The organism is Mycobacterium syngnathidarum (genome assembly GCF_001942625.1).
Lineage (GTDB): Bacteria > Actinomycetota > Actinomycetes > Mycobacteriales > Mycobacteriaceae > Mycobacterium > Mycobacterium syngnathidarum.
In genome coordinates, this window is record NZ_MLCL01000073.1 from 42,140 (window position 1) to 58,007 (window position 15,868).

Below are 15,868 nucleotides of genomic sequence, written 5' to 3' on the forward strand. Positions count from 1 at the left end.
CTTCCTTCGAAGCAGGTCAGGGTGTCGGATCAGCCGGCGGCGTCAGCAGTGGGCGCCGGTACGGCGGAGGCAGAATCGGTGGGCGCTACGGTCTCCTCCGGCGCCGAATCGTCAGGCGGCGCAGCCGGCGGCGGGGTCTGGTCCCCAGTGGGGCTAGGAGCTTGCGCGGGCGGTGCCTGGTTGGCGGTCCTCGCCGGACTCGGTACCTGAGAGAATGGCTTGATCGTTCCCTGCATCACCTGTGCGTTCTTGATCGACAACGTGGCCCCAGGCGCATACAGCTTGGCCACCGACCACGGGATCGGGGTCGGGAACACGTTCTCGAGTCCTAGCGCCTTCACTGTCGGGTCGTAGGAGACGTCGAGCTTGTTGCCGCTGTCTGGAATCACCGCATCGATCGGGAAGCGGGTCCCGTTCGGGTCGATCCACAACACCTGTTCGGCGGCCACCGAATCAGCGGCGTCCCCGGTGACGCGGGCATACCAGCCATACCCCGGTCGCGTGATCGCGTCGGTCGCCTGCTCGGCGGTTCCCTCGTTGGGCAGCAGGCGCACGGTCGAGATACGTCCTGCTTCAGTCAGTGGCATCTTCGAGTTGGTGAAAACCCGTGTGTGCGCCGCCAATTCACCGCGAGTCTTAGTCCAGCTCCAGCACAGCGCTGGATTCGAGACGAGGGTCGGCACCGACGACGGGAACCGGCCGTCGTCGACGATCGACACGCGTTCGAAGGTCTGCACTGTGGCGGGATCCTCGATCAGCCGCTGTGCAGCACCGACATTGACCATCATCTGGGCCAGCACGGGCCCCACTTGCTGAATTCCGGTGCGGCCCACCAGATAGAAGGCGCGGGCCCCTGATGCGGTGGACACCGTCAACACGTCGCCGATAGCCGACCCGGGGACCGCTGCGCTTGGCTGGCCCTGATCAGCCAGTTGCGGTGCGGTCAAGACCGGCGAGGCCGAAATCGCCCCCAGTAGTGCCGGGGACACCACCGCGGCCGAGTCAATGCGGGCGGGAGTCAGACCCAGAGCGGCTTGTGCGGCGAAGTCGCCTCGGCCCACTTGAGCACGGGTGTCACGGTAGATCAACCACAGCTGAGAAGGATCGGTGGACGGTCGAACCAGAACTGCCCGCGTCTGGCCAAGGTCCTCGCCACCTTCCAACATGTCTTTCCCAGCGATGACCGCAGTGGTGATGTCACCGGAGCGCAGCAGCGACAACGGCACAGCGGTGTCGCGCCAGTCGCACACCGTCCAGGCCGCCTCTTCATCGGTACGCGGCGTAAGCAAGTTCGGCGCATTGGGGATTCCCATCAGTGGGCCAGTCGGCATCGAACGCAGCGCGATATCGGTGACGACCTTCGCATCGTCGGCCTTGCCCACAATCAGCCTCGCGGAGGCCAGGTTGGTCACCGGGTGCAGGCGCCCATTGAACTGGACGAACATGCCACCGCTTCGGGTCGTGACAATTTCGGCGACACTGCCGTCAGGTTTCGGACTGATCAGCGACACCACGAACGCCGCAACCAGGATAAGGATGCCGCCTCCGAAGCCCAGCCCGAGCCAGCCGCGCATTCGCTTCAAAGGGGAACCTAGGCCCCGCACATCCTGACGCGACAGGGCTTCGTCGACACGATTCAATTCGCGCCTGTATCCCTTGATCTGCCGCGGGGTTGTCAGATACCAGGGCACCGATACCTCCTCGATCGCCGGCGCCGGGCCTGTTGCGAGCGGCGCATTCGGGGGCTGAGCGTTGTCGATTGATCCGCCACGGCACGGGTGGGGCGCGGGTTAGCGCACCCGCCGTGTGCGTGATGGGCGTGGCGCTGCATGTAGTGATGTGCGTATCGGGCCTCGTAGGGTGACCGAAAACGCTGTATCCCCCACCATTCCCGGCGGGTTCCCTCCACCGATGGGACAACATGTACAGGCCACCCGCGCCTTGCAGCGCCTGTTCCTGTCACATACGATCAAACTAAAGCTCTCTACTTTAGAGATTACTCACGACATGACGGAGACACTCGACGATGACCACCTCAGGCGCGCGCCCCGCGCAGTGCATCCGCGCCCAGAAGCGGCCTCGGCTGACCGACGCGCGGATCGGGGCAATCATTCGTATCGAACGTCAGAACCGTGGAATCAGCCAGAATCAGCTCTCCCGTGACACCGGGATCGACGTAAGGGTGCTCTCGCGTATCGAGCTCGGTCAGCGCCCCTGCCGCGCCACCGAGCTGTCCACCATTGCCGCGGCCTTGCCCATCCCGGTGGACAAGCTGCTAGAGCAAGCCCGCCAGCGCACCATCACACAGGCTTCTGACGGCCGGCGCCGCAAAGCCAAGAACAGTGCAATTGCCTGATGCGACCCGGCATCAAAAGCAACATCGCATTCCGGGACGCCGGCGAACGCCATCCTGGGCTATGCACTGACGGCTGCCGCTAGCTCGCTCGAATCATGTTGCCGCACGGTGGGCAGAAACCGGCGCTGAGCATTGCGGCGACCTCACCATGACACCAGCCGCCCACCCTCAGCACCGAATGCTCATGATGGGCCACACCGCCGGTTGCTCGCACAAAATCGACGAGGTTGCCGGAATTCTCACGCCGATCCTCGAAGCCGGCACCCGCAACTTCATCCGGCACCGCGTCGACGGGCCGACGGGCGCGTCGACCTCAGTGAGGCGGCAACTGGCGATGATCACGGCCGGCGCCATTCGCAGCCGCCGCAGTTCTCGGGCGCTCCCTGCACGCCGTTCTCGGCGGCGAGATACGTGAGGGCTTGTCGCTGCTGTGTTTCCGATATCGGCGCGTCGTCGCCCCGGTGAGCATCTCAGCCTTGCAGCGCTGGTCCCACTTTCCCCACCTGATCGGGCTGGCCGTTGCGCCCATGTGGCGGACACACCTCTCAGAACACGGCGCACCACCGCTTGTCGATGGCCACTACGCCGACGTCGAGACCGGCTGACCGAGCCGACCGCGGCCCTCCCCACGGTGCCGGAAGGGGCGCCTCGGATCGCCCCCGACTACTGCAGCCAGTGGAGCTCCCATCGAGCCCTCCTCGGAGTCCTGGGACCCGCCCGCCGGATCCGCTGCATCCCTGGCGCTTTCTCGCATTCGTTTCCGGTTCAGCCGGCCGGCATGGTTCGCCGCTAGCTAGACCTCCCCGAGTTTCACCGTAAATTTCCCATTTGACCTGCGGTAACTGTCAGTAAATCGGTGACTTTTCGGTTCACATGCACCAATGCGTAGCTGTCGTGGGAATGGGGGGTGCCTCGGACAGCTCGGCGTGACAGAAGGCAACAGGGTCTATAGGTGAAAGCTAATTAGTTAGTTGTTCTAGATACATATCTTTACCTGCATTCTCTCTGAAACAGAGAATATCCGCTGTCGGAGGCACCCCCCATTCCCACGACAGATGCGTGTTTGCCCAGCTGAGCGGTGAAGTGACCGGAGCGGTGACAGTTACCGCAGGTCAAACGGGTAATTTACATCGAAGTACGGGGAGGTTCAGCGCGAACGGGACAATTTACATCCGACAAATCCAGCGGGAAACCGGGAACCGGTCTGTCGAAAACCTGTTCGAACAGATGGGCGCGGGACTCGTGACACGACAAGTTGGGAGCGCATCGGACGCCCCTACGCGGGGCATCGCCGCCGCAGTGGCGGGGGGTACCCCGAGGCACATCGGCAGCAGCGGTGCGTGTCGCCGGCAGGTGCCGCTCGATGGTGAACCCGGACGCATCCTGGGTCTCGATTCGGGCTCTACTCGCGTAGCAGGGCGCGACACCGGGCGGGGAGGTCGAACTCTCATGGCCCGCCATGGTCCGGAGAATCGCAGCGATCGGAGCCGGCCGCAAAAACCGATCAGCAGGGACGGTGTAACCCGCTGCACTCAGCCGGGTCGACTTATTGCATTCAGGGGGCGCACTCGCACCGGAATGCGGGGCTTCAGCTGGAACCATCTCGGGGCCAGGCACGTCGGCGGGGATCGGGGTCTGGTGCCGGAGCGTCCGCGGGCGCCGCGGGGGCATCTAGAACCGGTACGTCGACCGCAGCCGTGTACTCGGGCCTATGCCCGAGGTGGCGCGGGCGTATCGGGTGGCGTATCCGCAACGACCGGCAGATGCATGTAGTGGGTGAACTGGCGCTGGTAGGCACCTGGGCCGCCGAACTTCACCCCGCCACCTTCACCGGAGGACACCGTTGTACCCTCGGGCAACGTCACCGCGGTGTGCGACGCGTTCCACCCAATTACGAGGGCATTGGGTGCTGTGCCTTGGACGAACCCGCGGGAAGCCAGTTCGGATGCCTCGTCGGCGGTGCTGAATCGCCCCGAGAATGGGTCGCGTCCCACCGCGGTGTTGGCTACCCAGGACGCCAACCCAGAACAGTCGGTTCCCGCGGCGCTATTGCCCCCGGGGATGTACGGAGTTCCCTGGACCTTGGACAGAAGGACCAGGATCGCTGCGATCGCGTCTGGTGTCATGCCCGCACTGTCTCCGATGCGGACATGACACGGCGCATGTGGCGCGTGTCAGCAAAAACTTAGCTATCACGCAGGCAGAGAACTTCGACTGTGTGGGTTCATCTCCAGTGTCGTGCTGCTAGGTTCCGCAAACGATGCGTTCACACCACCGCTCGCGCATCGCCCGCAGCGAGCGTGTTGCGCGCCATGTGGCCCGCTCGATCTCTCCGAGGGGGCATGCTCCAAGACTCAGCGCTCCCGGAAACGCCTGTTTTCGCCAACATGTCACGTCCCTGCGCTGTTACGGTAGCCGCCACGGGTGGTTTTGCCATAATCTCCACGTTAGAGACGTGAACGCGCCTCGGTTAAAGCGGAAGGACGCACTGTGCCTATTCACCCCCAGCGCACCTACGACCTGACCGACGAGGCAGTGGGAGCGGTGCTGCGTCAGGCACGCGCAGCAGTGGGGATGGATCTCGATGCCGGCGCGGAGGCATCCAACGTCAATCGCGCAGTCCTCTCGCGGATCGAGATCGGTGACCGGCCATGCCGTGTTCCAGAACTTGACGCCCTATCCCGGGCCTACGACATCCCCTCGCACATCATGATGCAGGCAATCTCCGGCGATGAACGGGCGATGGCCCGTGTCCGGCGCGCACGCAGACTGGCTCCGGAATCGGTTCCGGCCAACACCTCTCCTCGAAGTGCGAAGAAAGCTCCTGCCAAGAAAGTCGCGGCCCCCGCCGTGAAGAAGTCTGCGCCAGTCAAAGTCGCTAAAGCCCCCGCTAAAAAGGCAGCCGTGACTGCGAAGAAATCCACGCCCGCCAAGGCCCCGCGCAAAGCTGTAGCCAAGAAGACCACGAGGCGCGCCCCTTCCCGCGATCGCTAATTCGTTACTCACCCGGCACGTCTGTCGTCGACGCCATTGCGCCTCACACGTGGTTTCACTGCGCCAGCCGCAAGTCTGCGGAACATCCGCACCGCGGATGGATCAAAGTCGGCAGTGTGCGCGAACCGTGCACAGGGAAAGGGGAAGAGCCCGTGGACGATCGACAAGCTGAGCAGCTGGGCCGTAACGCTTTCGCCGCCGGTCGCCCGGCAGCCGCGGCTCTGGATCCCACCATCATGGCCGAGGTCGCCGACGCCGCAGTCGGTGAGAAGACGCACCTGCTGGCAGCTTTCAGCCGGGGCTGGAACGCCGCCAACGCCGAGTCTTGACCTTGTCCCGCACTCGCCACACGCGGCCGGGGGTGCGTCGAGACATCACGGCAGCGCGTCCCCCGACCGCTCCCCCGGCGTGGCGCGCAGTTGCTTTGAGGTGATTCCCACCGTCGATCCTATTCTCCACTTTAGCGACAGGGGCCCGCTCTCTTTTGGGACGAGAGCGAGACGGCCGTGTGTGAAGGAGGAGGATTCGGTGAGCGCGGAGGTCTCCCCGGACACCAACATCGGATTCGGCGGCGATGGGCACCGGGACACAGAGTGGTTGGGATGCCACGAGACTGCAGCGAGAACGTGAGGCCAGGGCCTGCAGGCCGACGCGTTCGCCTGGCTGATCGCAGAGTTCAACCGTCACGTAGTTCTGTTGCCGGACATCGTCGGCGATTCAGACCCGGCCGCCGGCTTTACTCGCCTGTGTGCGCGAGCCGGCAGATACCGGCTCTTCGAATTCGCAGCCGCGCTGGAGGAACGACGCACCGCGAGAATCGCCCAGGAGCAGCGGCACGCCGCCCTCGACCAGAGCGGCGCAGACGCGGCTCGCGCACTCGAACATGACCACCCGACATACGAAGCGGTGGCGAAGGACGAGATCCACGCCTGCATCGGCAACTTCCTCGCCGTGATCGGGTACGCCGCTGAGTTTCAGGGATCAGCGCCGCTCTCCCGGTGGATCGACACGGTCCCCGGCGACATCCCCGACACGTTGCGTGTCTTCGTCGACGCATACTTATCCGTGCTGCGGTCAAGTACCGGCCTCCTGTCCCATCACGAGGCGCTGCGGCGGTACTCACGGGAGTTATCGAACACGCACGGAGCATCTGCCGGCGACTTCGAAGCTGCCGCGGGGCGTGCGCACGCCTGGCGAGTGGTCCTTTTCGAAGGAGGGCGATGAGGATGCCATCCCGGGGGTCCGGCGGCGCAGTGAAGGCCATCAGCATTTTCGACGTCACCGAAGACATGCTCCCGGTCCACGCTCCGTATCGGCCGGTGACTGACGATGATCGGCTTTTCCTGGAGCTTCTCGCACTCGACCCGCCCGGCCCGCCACGCCGGCCGTCGGAGGCCCGAGCCGGTAACCACCGCGATTCATACGGGATCTCTGACGCCGAGCACAGCGTACGGCGGCTGTGTTCGCGATGCGGTATCCATTTCAGCCTCTGCCCACATGCAGGTCTCGGTGTCTGCGTCGACTGCGCTGAGGTTGAACTCAGCCTTACGGTGTGACGTAATCCTTGTTCGCGACGGTCATACGCCTCGGCGTGGCGCACTGATTCGGTTGCAGTGCAAGAACTCCTAGATACTCTCTTTTTTAGAGATTTCGTTGAGCAAGGAGAGTCGTTGTGCCCGTTCCGTTCGCCCCCTCCGCCGAGCAGCAGGCCGTGATCGATGCATATCTCCGCGGTGAAGACCTCGCCGTGCAAGCACTGGCGGGCACCGGAAAGTCGAGCACCCTGGCCTTGATCGCCCAGGCTCAGCGGGATCATCGGCCCGGCGCCACAGCCTGGTACATCACGTTCAATCGACGCAACGCGGACGAGGTGCAGGCCACATTCGCCGAGTACGGGCTCACCAACGCACGTGCCTCCACCGCGCACTCACTGGCCAACCGCACCTGCCGGGCGACCCCGGCGCTGCGGCACTGGGTGGAGCGGCTCAATAAGCACTCTCTTCGCATGGTGGAGGAGATGCGCTTGCTCGGTGTCCCCCGCGCCGCACGGTGTCTTGACGCCGTATTGAAGCTGGAGCCCGGCACCGGAAAGTGCGTAGGGGTTATCGTGCCATCCCGGGATCCGCGGTTCTCGTTGCAACGTCGGTTTCTGACACTGACTCGCAAGACGGTGGAGAAGTTCTGTCAGTCCGCAGAATCCGAGATTGACTGGATGCATGTGCCGTCCCTGGCAGGGATGCCGAAAGAGATGCGGCCGATCGTGCGCCGGGAGCTGGTTGCATGCGCACGACGCATGTGGGACGAACTGTCGGATCCCCACAGCCCTCTGGGAACGAGCCACCAGCATTATCTGAAAGCGTGGGCGTTGAGTGCGCCGATCATCGGCAGCCCCGGCGACGTGCTGCTCTACGACGAAGCCCAAGACGCAAACCCCGTACTAGCTCACGTCGTCATGGCCCAGCAGGGCCGGGTACAGCTGGCCCTGGTAGGCGACGAGAACCAACAGATCTACACGTTCACTGGAAGCGTCGACGCCATGCAGGACTTCGTGATGCGGCCCGGAGTCCGGGCCTTGCCGCTCACAGAGTGCCGCCGCTTCGGCCCCGCCATCGCCGCGGAGGCCAACAAGGTTCTCGACCTGCTTGACCCTGCCCGAACTGGAATCCGCCTCGTCGGGATTGGGCCGGAGAGTGGGCAGGTGCACCACCAATACAGCGACAGCGATACCCACGCCGTCACCGCAGTGGTGTGCCGCACCAACGCCCGCGTGATCGAACACATCATGCTTCAGCTCGCAGCCGGCCGCCGCGTGCACTCAACGATCGACATCGTCGCGTTGGAGCGACTGGCCCGGGATGTTGAACTCGTCGAAGACGGCATAGCCGAAGAGGCGAAAGACACTGTGTTGCAGGGGTTCACCGACCTTGCGCTTTGGAACGACTGGCTCTATGAAGAGGACCCCGAAAACGAGGAGCTGCGAGACCAGGTGCTGGCAGTTCTCAAGTACGGGGTATCCGCGATCAAAACACTGGCCCAGGCTCTGGTGGGGGACTCTTCAGGCGCCGACGTCACCGTCTCCACCGTGCATAAAGCCAAAGGCGGAACCTGGGATCGTGTCTTGGTCGATATGGGCGATGTTCCGATCGATGACGACAATGACGAGCAGCTGCGTCTGCTGTACGTGGCCCTGACCCGGGCGCGACATCAGGTTCTGTGGGCCCCGCCGGAACCTAAGAACGGCGCCTACGGGCGTCCCGCAGCGTAGACCTACCGCGACACACTCACGAACACGGTCTCGGTCCGGGTCTTTCAATGAATCTGTCAGATGGGATGGATCGCGCTGTACCAGCCGGTGCAGCCTTCAACGAACACACCGAGTGACCGCAAGCGCGTCTGCAGCTGGTCATGGAGCTCGTACTGCTCGTAGTCGAGATTGAATGCGCCGGCATGATCGCCGCCATCGTGGGTGATGATCAGCAGTGAACCCAGTCCGTACAACTCGCCGCGATCCAGCCACTGCTGCGGCGAGTAGAACTTGCCTCCCCCACCGTGATTGGTGATGTTCTTCTCGGTGAAGAAGTCTCGGATCGTCTCGGCGGCTTTGCGGCCGTTAGCGCTCAGGTCCTCGGGGATGGGCCAGTCGTTGCTCATGGCGAAGATCCTCGCCAACGAGTCTGGGAAGTCCGTCACGCGGCGCGATCGGATGCACTGCCCTTCAGGCCGGCTTACCTTGGAAGCGGGTAGCGACCCGGTCGCTGGACTGCAACACGCCCCGGTCGCCGGGTCGTCGAATCACGTGGAACCACAGCGTTTTGTCGCCGGTGTTCTGGTTGGTCTCGTAGCCGGCTTCGGCCAGTGATATGTGGCCCCGCTCGAGATCGTTAGTCCACACCCGAAGGCCCTCGGTGATCAGGACACCGTCGGCGGTGCGGTCAGCTCCTGACAGTTCAGTGTTTCGTTCCATCATGTGCTGCAGCGTCACAGCTGCGGCTGCCCGAACTTCCCTGCGGCGCGGACGCGCGTTGCCCCGTGTATTCGCTGGTCGATGTCGGTAGCGGGTGTTACCTTTTGATACATGACCGTGTGGGGCCGCGACTATCGCACAACGACCGGGATGCACGCTGCATCCTCGGCTGCGTTGTCGTGCGCGGGCACCAATATCGCCAACATTGTCGGCCTCTGGTCGGTCGACGAGTCCCGCATCTTCAGCCAGCCCAGGTGCTTCCGGCCATCACCGCGTCACCCTTCCGCCCCGTCAGTGGGCGTGTGCCCCGGTCGGAAGCTTGGGCCCGAAGAACAATCTTATAAATCTCTCAGCCTGGCTGTTTTCCCTGACAGAAACGTCGCTTGACGTCTCTGTAGCTAACTGCACTCAAATCCGCAGTCCCACAAACTATTTCAGCTGAAAATGGGCTGGACAACTCGCTTTTCGAGTAGCACCATTCTGGTCACCGGATACGGAATCGCTCGCAGCGATCACGGCTTCGGTCCGCGACACCCTGGGACATCCCGGTGATGCACAGCAACTTGAGAACTCCACAGTGTGTGATGCACTGCCCCTCACCGGGACAGGCGAACGCGCCGCCTCGGCGTCCGGGCTCTTTCGAGGGCATGCGACCGGTCAGCCAGACGCTCGCGTTTCGCCCCGTACCGGTGAACCAGGGGCAGTGGCTGGGCGCCGCCATGCGCCCAGCTGCCGTACAGGACCACGATCGCGTGGGCTGTGCGGTCTTCTGCAGGTGCGGAACGGGTCTCGAATGCCGTTCCGCACCTGCAGATACGCGCCGCTAGCTCAGTCGGTAGAGCAGCTGACTCTTAATCAGCGGGCCGAAGGTTCGATCCCTTCGCGGCGCACAACACACGACCAGTCCCCGGCGCCGCCTGGGACACTGCGGATGTAGCTCAGCTGGCAGAGCGCCACCCTTCCAAGGTGGATGTCGCGGGTTCGATGCCCGTCGTCCGCTCGATGCGCGAGATGCGCGAGCTCACCTCGACCCGGATGCTGCGTCGTCGCATGACCAGGACGCTGCAGCACCCGCTCGGCTCCCCTCAACGGCCAGGCCCTCTGGCGGAACTGGAAGACGCACCGGATTCAAAACCCGGTGCCCATTCGGGCGTGTGGGTTCGACTCCCGCGGGGGCTACCGATTGCCTCGTGGTGTAACTGGCAGCACCGGCGATTTTGGTTCGCCTAGTTCAGGTTCGAACCCTGGCGAGGCAGCAGGTCGGCGGACCACAAACGCACCTTGCCCCGTGATGTAAACGGCAGCATGACTGATTCTGGTTCAGTTCGCCTTGGTTCGAATCCAGGCGGGGCAGCCACTCTCGTCTCGTCTCGTCGGCGTGTCGCATCTGGGCTGCTCACTTGTAGGCGGCGGCATCTATTCTCTATTTTAGGGAAATTGATCGTTTCCAGGAGTGAGGACATCCACCATGTCGATGAACCCGAAACTGCACCTCACACCGATCAGTCTCGGCGGCGTGGGCGTGCGAGAAAAGTGGAACTATCTGGGAGCACGTGTCGCGCTCGGGTACGGACCGCAAGTTGAGGGCAAGCGCTGCTATTGGTTCCGCCGCGAGAACATCGGCACGGGCGGCACCACGCTGATCATTCCGGTCGCTGACTTCTGGCCGGCTGGGCAGCGGTGCGACAGCTCGCCGGCGTAGGACGTGCACGCAAAGGACTCCACGCCCAATGGTTGCCGCTAGTACGGCCGTGAGCAGCGCTCCCACTCCCCTCGATTGGCATGACTCCGCCCGGTATGAACGGTGGGTCCCCTCCCGAGAGACGAGCAGCATGAACGCATTCGCAACCGCCGCGAGGCGGACAACCCGCCCCGGTAGCTCAGTCCGGCCAGAGCGGCTGCCTTGTAAGCAGCGACCGTCGCCGGTTCGAATCCGGCCCGGGGCTCAACCCGATTGTGACGAATGCAGCGGCTCAAAGTGCCGCTCGATCGCCGCAAGCATGTCCTCCATTGTCGCGAGGCCGTAGCGGAGCCGCTCACGCCTGGCCATGGGCGTGTCTGGAGTCGACGCTTCAGCGAACCGGTCGACTCGGATCCTGAACCGGTGCAACTCATCGGCGTTGCACCGGCCGACGACGGCCAACAGCAGACAGCGCTGTTGTTCAAGTAGGGCTGTGTGTGGGGATATCTGCATGCATCACGACGCTAGGCGCCGCTGCGTGAATGCGCTACTCACCCTTGTCGCTAGCCGAGACCACGCAGATGATCTGGCGGACACGCTCAAGTACGATGCTCGCCGCTTCGCCTTCATAGCTCAGTGGCACGAGCGCGCCCTTGGTATGGGCGAGGCCCCGGGTTCGACTCCCGGTGAAGGCTCCACGGTTGTCGGTGACTATCCGCTCGCGCAGCGGAGCGCGGAACCGTCAGACCAGGTCCCCTCCCCCATGCGGGGGTGCATGGCGGCAGTAGCCGAACTGGGCAAGCCAGCTGCAGCTGGTCGAAAGTCGTGGGCTCTAAGTGGATGTGGCGCAGCCGGTAGCGCGTTTCGTTGCCAACGAGAAGGCCGCGGGTTCGATCCCCGCCATCCGCACCATGCCCCTCTAGCCCAACTGGTAGAGGCGTCGGATTTAGGTTCCGAAGGTTCCCGGTTCGAATCCGGGGAGGGGTACACAGAGGAAATACCTTGGCCCGTAGCTCAATTGGCAGAGCACGCGACTGTTAATCGCGTAGTTGAAGGTTCGACCCCTTCCGGGCCAGCGCACCACTTCGGGGGCTTAGCTCAGCTGGTAGAGCGCCTGCTTTGCAAGCAGGATGTCGGGAGTTCGAATCTCCCAGTCTCCACTTCTGGCGCATCCGCGCCACCTGGCCCGCCACGACACTGAAAGGAGGTGCGGCGCCATGACGATGACGGCCCCCGCACCTGCCGTCGAGGTGTTCAACGCCGACTACAGCCTGCTCGACCGGGTGGGCTGGCAGGCTGCAGTGTCGATGCTGATGCGCGAGGTCGCCTACGCGCTGGAGGCGCACGACCCGCCGCAGGTGCTGCGCTCCCCCACCGCCGCAATCGAGCTGCCCAAGTCGCTGCTGCTGGTGCGCTACGCCCCGGTTCCGTACCGTCGCGAAGCCGATCACGCCAGCCGCGCCGAGATCTTGACGCGCGACGCGAACCGGTGTCAGTTCGTCGGCTGCGGCGGGAGCGCTACGACGATTGATCACCTGTTGCCGCGCAGTCGCGGTGGCGGAAACACCTGGCACAACCTGGTGGCCAGCTGCGAGGCGTGCAACGGCGCCAAGGCCAATCGCACGCCAGCCGAGGCGGGAATGCGCCTGGTGCGCGAACCGTTTCGTCCCGGCCACCTGTGACGGCGGCTGTGTCCCGCGCACCATGCCGGTCGACACGGTGTGGGACACAGCCGCCGACCCGACATGGTCCGTTGGAGTAGTTGGTTATCTCGCCACCCTCTCAAGGTGGAGATCACGGGTTCGATCCCCGTACGGACTACCTAGCCGTCGCCGGTCAGCTGGCCGTCACGTCAGGCAGACTGTTGATTTCCGCGCTCGATGCGCGCCAGGGCATTACCCACGCAGTGATGGGGGCGGTCGATGCGCACCTGCAGCTGCGGGCACGCACCTGAAATGGTCCCGAAGCTGACACGGTTCAAGCGCCGGGTTGAAGCCCCGGAGACGCCGGTTCGACTCCGGTCGGGACCGCTTTGTCGGTGTTCAGGTTCGACTCCTGCCACCGACACCGAGCCGCGGTAGCTCAGTGGAAAGAGCACCTGCCTACGAAGCAGGGGGCCGGGGGTTCAAATCCCTCTCGCGGTGCAACGGACCGGGACCGTCAACTCCCCGAAACGATCTGTAGCTCAGACGGTTAGAGCGCATCGCTGACAACGATGAGGTCCGAGGTTCAACTCCTCGCAGGTCGACCACGCGGCGGATCGCCGCGCATGCCGGTGTAGAGCAGCTGGTTAGCTCGCCGCCCTGTCAAGGCGGAGGTCGCGGGTTCAAGCCCCGTCACTGGCGCCAGCGGTGCAATGGGCACCGTTTAGGTCTCGTAGCTCAGCGGGAGAGCGCCGCGCCTACAACGCGGATGTCGGGGGTTCGAATCCCTCCGGGACCACCACGCCGGCACGGCGCAGTTGGCGAGGCGCGCCTGACTGTAAATCAGGTCTCTCGGGTGAGGGGGTTCGAATCCCTCTGCCGGCACCAAGGCCCGCGTCGGCCTCAACGACGCGAAACGGGGTGTAGCGCAGCTTGGTAGCGCGTTCGCTTTGGGAGCGAAAGGTCCTCGGTTCAAATCTTATCTGGAGGGGCAGGAGAAACTTGCAGTTCGGGACGTCGTAGACATGTCCGTTACGATGTTCCAGCACACGGGGTGTAGCGCAGCTTGGTAGCGCATCCGCTTTGGGAGCGGAAGGTCGCACGTTCGAATCGTGTCACCCCGACAGATTGGCCGAGCATTGGTGGGGCGCAACGCCATACAGGCAATGGACTGTGCTGTAGATCACACTCTGTGCTCAAGTCGGCAATGCGCCTGAATCCCTCGGATTTGGTTGCTCTTCGTGGTTGGATCGCAGCTTGTGAACGTCTTTTCGACCCGCACAGTCGAGTAACCGATGGCCGCTCTCGATGACCGACTCAACGGGCCGAAGCCCCTAGCGGCGGGCTGGGATCCCCGTACCGAGGAAGAACTCGAACGCTGCGCCCAGAACGGCCTCCTCGAGGAAACGCACTGGCTCGACCTCAAGCGCGAACTCGAGCCAGGCACTTCGGCGAACAAGAAGCTGGCCTGTGACATCGCCGCCTTCGCACTCGACGGGGGAACGATCCTCATCGGCGTCGACGAAGACACCTCGCCGCCCAGGCTATGGCCCATTCCCGTGGCAGGACTTGCCGAGCGCATCGAACAGATTGCGCAGACGCGCGTCGAGGAAGCCGTGCAGGTCCGCATTGTCGTCATCGAATCCATGACGCAGCCAGGACACGGCTACCTCGTAGTTCACGTACCGGTCTCGGTACGTGCACCGCACATGGCCGACGGTCGCTACTACGGGCGCGGCGACAAGACCAATCGAGTGCTGCCCAACGTCGAAGTTGTGCGACTGCTTGACCGCCGACTGTCCGATCGCAAAGACCTCCGAACGGAGGCTCGAACGATCCGTAACAACCTCGTTGGCGACCGCCCCCTTTTCGTTGCGGTGGCCGATCCAGGGGGCGCACACGACGAGTTGCTCGTCCCTCTATCGGAATCGCACCAGTGGCAGCAGACGGTTCTAGAACTCGTGCATGCGGCGATCGGCGACGAGAACCGCCGGTACGCGCCCACGCTTGCCGACGCCAGCGGGTTTGCGCGACGCCCCGGTGGAGTCGCCGCCACCACCGGCATGTTTAACGGAGCGCGTTTCGAGGACAAAGACTACGCAGCCGAGGTCACCTTCACCGAGGCCGGCCGACTTGTGTTGGCCTCGGAGCGGGCTGTCACGACATGGTCATTTCCCCATGTGAGCCCGCAGCCCCCGGATGTATTGGTGGTATTCGAGTCGTTAATTCTCGGAAATCTGTCCTTCCTGGTTCGGTTGGCCGCCGAAGTGTCGCGGAGGTTTGGCTTCACCGGAAGCTGGCGCTTTGCATTGTCAATCAACGGATTAGACGGCAGCAGCTCGCTAGCCGTGCAAGACCGCAGGTTTGGTGATCGCGGAACGGTGTATACCGAGGACATCTACGAGCGTGCTACTGAAGCCTCGCTGATTGATATCGACGAGAACCCCGGTCAAGTAGTGGCCGCGCTTGTTGCACCACTTCTGCGCAGCCTCGACTCATCGAAGCACTTTTCCGGCTACTGAGCGCCGCGCTCGCGGCACGAGTTCCGGCGCTTCGGATTCAGCCCTGGGTCGTCAACTAGCAGGAGGTCGCCGGCCGGGACCCCGAGCACCTCCGCTAAGTCATATAGCCGCTCGAAGAGCAGGCCACGTTTTCCGTGCTCAACGTGGATCAGCACATTGCGGGTCACTCCGGACTCCAAGGCAAGCGCCTCCTGCGTGAGCCCGCGTTCGATTCTCAATTTGCGAATGCGCTGACCTACTGCTTGTCGGCGTTGCGCCCAGAGTTCGGCGCGCTCCGGATCTGTTTGGCTGGGTCTAGTTGGCACGCCACAAGTACCCTGTGTGCCAACGAAAAAGTCTGCCCTACTAGCATTACGTGCATCGGGTACACAGGCGCGTGCACCACTGATTGCGTCAGCATCTAGACACAAGGAGCTCCCTGCCCACGTGATAACGAATCCCCAACCGCGCAGCAGTGCAGCCACGAAAAGGACCCAACGCAGCGGGTCCGAGACGCGTCAGCGCAACCGCGACTGCAAGGTCCGGCTGTTGGATCCAGAGGCAGACTTTCTGGAACAATTGGCGTCCGATGAGGGGTTGTCTCGTCAGCAGCTGTTCCTGCGAGAGTGGTTGTGGCCGAGGATGATCAACGCTGGTATTGATGTCAGTGACGCTTCGTAGGGGCTCGACCCGGCGCCCTGACTGGTTGGGGAACACCCGAATTGCGAT

At 63.6% G+C, this 15,868-nt stretch carries 14 protein-coding genes, 18 tRNA genes and 1 pseudogene; 28 read left to right on the top strand and 5 right to left on the bottom strand.

The annotated features are described in order from the left end of the window. Positions 1-29: 29 nt before the first annotated feature. The gene (eccB, locus tag BKG60_RS18865) at positions 30-1,760 is read right to left on the bottom strand and encodes a type VII secretion protein EccB (RefSeq protein ID WP_050979180.1); all 1,731 of its coding nucleotides are present in this window, start codon (positions 1,758-1,760) and stop codon (positions 30-32) included. Between the two features lie 266 nt (positions 1,761-2,026). Between eccB and BKG60_RS18870 the strand changes: the two genes are divergently transcribed. The 3 genes from BKG60_RS18870 (at position 2,027) to BKG60_RS32015 (ending at position 2,961) form a co-directional block, all read left to right on the top strand. After that, complete coding sequence (locus BKG60_RS18870; protein ID WP_052773173.1) at positions 2,027-2,356, top strand: helix-turn-helix domain-containing protein; 330 nt, start codon at positions 2,027-2,029, stop codon at positions 2,354-2,356. 184 nt (positions 2,357-2,540) lie between these two features. Beyond that, positions 2,541-2,771, top strand: a complete 231-nt coding sequence (locus BKG60_RS31745) for a hypothetical protein (protein ID WP_047036523.1) — start codon at positions 2,541-2,543, stop codon at positions 2,769-2,771. A 46-nt stretch (positions 2,772-2,817) separates the two neighbouring features. Next, positions 2,818-2,961, top strand: coding sequence for a hypothetical protein (locus BKG60_RS32015; protein WP_165588884.1), 144 nt, complete (start codon positions 2,818-2,820; stop codon positions 2,959-2,961). Positions 2,962-4,074: 1,113 nt separating this feature from the next. On the opposite strand, the pseudogene BKG60_RS18880 reads toward BKG60_RS32015, so the two are convergent. Beyond that, a pseudogene (locus BKG60_RS18880) lies at positions 4,075-4,482 on the bottom strand (peptidoglycan endopeptidase); the annotation flags it as partial. Between the two features lie 364 nt (positions 4,483-4,846). Here BKG60_RS18880 and BKG60_RS32200 point away from each other — a divergent pair. From BKG60_RS32200 to BKG60_RS18905, 4 genes are all read left to right on the top strand, one after another. Next, entirely contained in the window at positions 4,847-5,350 is a 504-nt protein-coding gene (locus tag BKG60_RS32200) for a helix-turn-helix domain-containing protein (protein ID WP_235624418.1), read from the top strand. A 152-nt stretch (positions 5,351-5,502) separates the two neighbouring features. Further along, positions 5,503-5,679, top strand: a complete 177-nt coding sequence (locus tag BKG60_RS32020; protein WP_019348427.1) for a hypothetical protein — start codon at positions 5,503-5,505, stop codon at positions 5,677-5,679. A gap of 367 nt (positions 5,680-6,046) precedes the next feature. Next, a complete protein-coding gene (locus BKG60_RS18895; protein ID WP_047036527.1) occupies positions 6,047-6,574 on the top strand; it encodes a hypothetical protein in 528 nt (175 codons plus the stop codon). A gap of 448 nt (positions 6,575-7,022) precedes the next feature. Then, positions 7,023-8,615 carry an ATP-binding domain-containing protein gene (locus BKG60_RS18905; RefSeq protein ID WP_047036529.1) on the top strand — a complete coding sequence of 531 codons (1,593 nt, stop codon included), beginning with the start codon at positions 7,023-7,025 and terminating at the stop codon, positions 8,613-8,615. Positions 8,616-8,671: 56 nt separating this feature from the next. On the opposite strand, the gene BKG60_RS18910 is transcribed toward BKG60_RS18905, so the two are convergent. Together BKG60_RS18910 and BKG60_RS18915 are read right to left on the bottom strand one after the other, a co-directional pair. Beyond that, the gene (locus tag BKG60_RS18910; RefSeq protein WP_047036531.1) at positions 8,672-9,001 is read right to left on the bottom strand and encodes a hypothetical protein; all 330 of its coding nucleotides are present in this window, start codon (positions 8,999-9,001) and stop codon (positions 8,672-8,674) included. A 64-nt stretch (positions 9,002-9,065) separates the two neighbouring features. After that, positions 9,066-9,317: a hypothetical protein gene (locus tag BKG60_RS18915; RefSeq protein WP_047036781.1), complete on the bottom strand. Its 252-nt coding sequence runs from the start codon at positions 9,315-9,317 to the stop codon at positions 9,066-9,068. Positions 9,318-10,131: 814 nt separating this feature from the next. Between BKG60_RS18915 and BKG60_RS18920 the strand changes: the two genes are divergently transcribed. From BKG60_RS18920 to BKG60_RS19035, 21 genes are all read left to right on the top strand, one after another. Further along, positions 10,132-10,204, top strand: a tRNA-Lys gene (locus tag BKG60_RS18920). A gap of 37 nt (positions 10,205-10,241) precedes the next feature. Continuing rightward, a tRNA-Gly gene (locus BKG60_RS18925) sits at positions 10,242-10,314 on the top strand. Positions 10,315-10,409: 95 nt separating this feature from the next. Beyond that, positions 10,410-10,493: transfer RNA gene (locus BKG60_RS18930), tRNA-Leu, on the top strand. A 103-nt stretch (positions 10,494-10,596) separates the two neighbouring features. Continuing rightward, a tRNA-Gln gene (locus tag BKG60_RS18940) sits at positions 10,597-10,671 on the top strand. Positions 10,672-10,767: 96 nt separating this feature from the next. Continuing rightward, positions 10,768-11,016, top strand: a complete 249-nt coding sequence (locus BKG60_RS18945; RefSeq protein WP_207553886.1) for a hypothetical protein — start codon at positions 10,768-10,770, stop codon at positions 11,014-11,016. A 167-nt stretch (positions 11,017-11,183) separates the two neighbouring features. Further along, positions 11,184-11,260: transfer RNA gene (locus BKG60_RS18950), tRNA-Thr, on the top strand. A gap of 357 nt (positions 11,261-11,617) precedes the next feature. Next, positions 11,618-11,693, top strand: a tRNA-Thr gene (locus tag BKG60_RS18960). 138 nt (positions 11,694-11,831) lie between these two features. Then, a tRNA-Gly gene (locus BKG60_RS18965) sits at positions 11,832-11,907 on the top strand. Between the two features lies 1 nt (position 11,908). Beyond that, positions 11,909-11,982: transfer RNA gene (locus BKG60_RS18970), tRNA-Leu, on the top strand. Positions 11,983-11,998: 16 nt separating this feature from the next. Further along, a tRNA-Asn gene (locus tag BKG60_RS18975) sits at positions 11,999-12,071 on the top strand. A gap of 11 nt (positions 12,072-12,082) precedes the next feature. Further along, positions 12,083-12,155, top strand: a tRNA-Ala gene (locus tag BKG60_RS18980). A gap of 57 nt (positions 12,156-12,212) precedes the next feature. Continuing rightward, positions 12,213-12,677, top strand: coding sequence for an HNH endonuclease (locus tag BKG60_RS18985; protein ID WP_019348417.1), 465 nt, complete (start codon positions 12,213-12,215; stop codon positions 12,675-12,677). A 65-nt stretch (positions 12,678-12,742) separates the two neighbouring features. After that, positions 12,743-12,816 (top strand) — tRNA-Glu (locus BKG60_RS18990). 136 nt (positions 12,817-12,952) lie between these two features. Further along, positions 12,953-13,025: transfer RNA gene (locus tag BKG60_RS18995), tRNA-Phe, on the top strand. 41 nt (positions 13,026-13,066) lie between these two features. After that, positions 13,067-13,139 (top strand) — tRNA-Arg (locus BKG60_RS19000). Between the two features lie 30 nt (positions 13,140-13,169). Further along, positions 13,170-13,246, top strand: a tRNA-Val gene (locus tag BKG60_RS19005). A 20-nt stretch (positions 13,247-13,266) separates the two neighbouring features. Then, positions 13,267-13,343: transfer RNA gene (locus BKG60_RS19010), tRNA-Asp, on the top strand. A gap of 22 nt (positions 13,344-13,365) precedes the next feature. Beyond that, positions 13,366-13,440: transfer RNA gene (locus BKG60_RS19015), tRNA-Val, on the top strand. 1 nt (position 13,441) lies between these two features. Beyond that, positions 13,442-13,526, top strand: a tRNA-Tyr gene (locus tag BKG60_RS19020). Between the two features lie 162 nt (positions 13,527-13,688). After that, positions 13,689-13,762: transfer RNA gene (locus BKG60_RS19030), tRNA-Pro, on the top strand. A 171-nt stretch (positions 13,763-13,933) separates the two neighbouring features. Continuing rightward, the gene (locus BKG60_RS19035; protein WP_075909837.1) at positions 13,934-15,160 is read left to right on the top strand and encodes an AlbA family DNA-binding domain-containing protein; all 1,227 of its coding nucleotides are present in this window, start codon (positions 13,934-13,936) and stop codon (positions 15,158-15,160) included. Here BKG60_RS19035 and BKG60_RS19040 read toward each other — a convergent pair. Then, positions 15,154-15,465, bottom strand: coding sequence for a helix-turn-helix domain-containing protein (locus BKG60_RS19040; protein WP_075909838.1), 312 nt, complete (start codon positions 15,463-15,465; stop codon positions 15,154-15,156). The genes BKG60_RS19035 and BKG60_RS19040 overlap by 7 nt on opposite strands. Between the last annotated feature and the right edge of the window lie 403 nt (positions 15,466-15,868).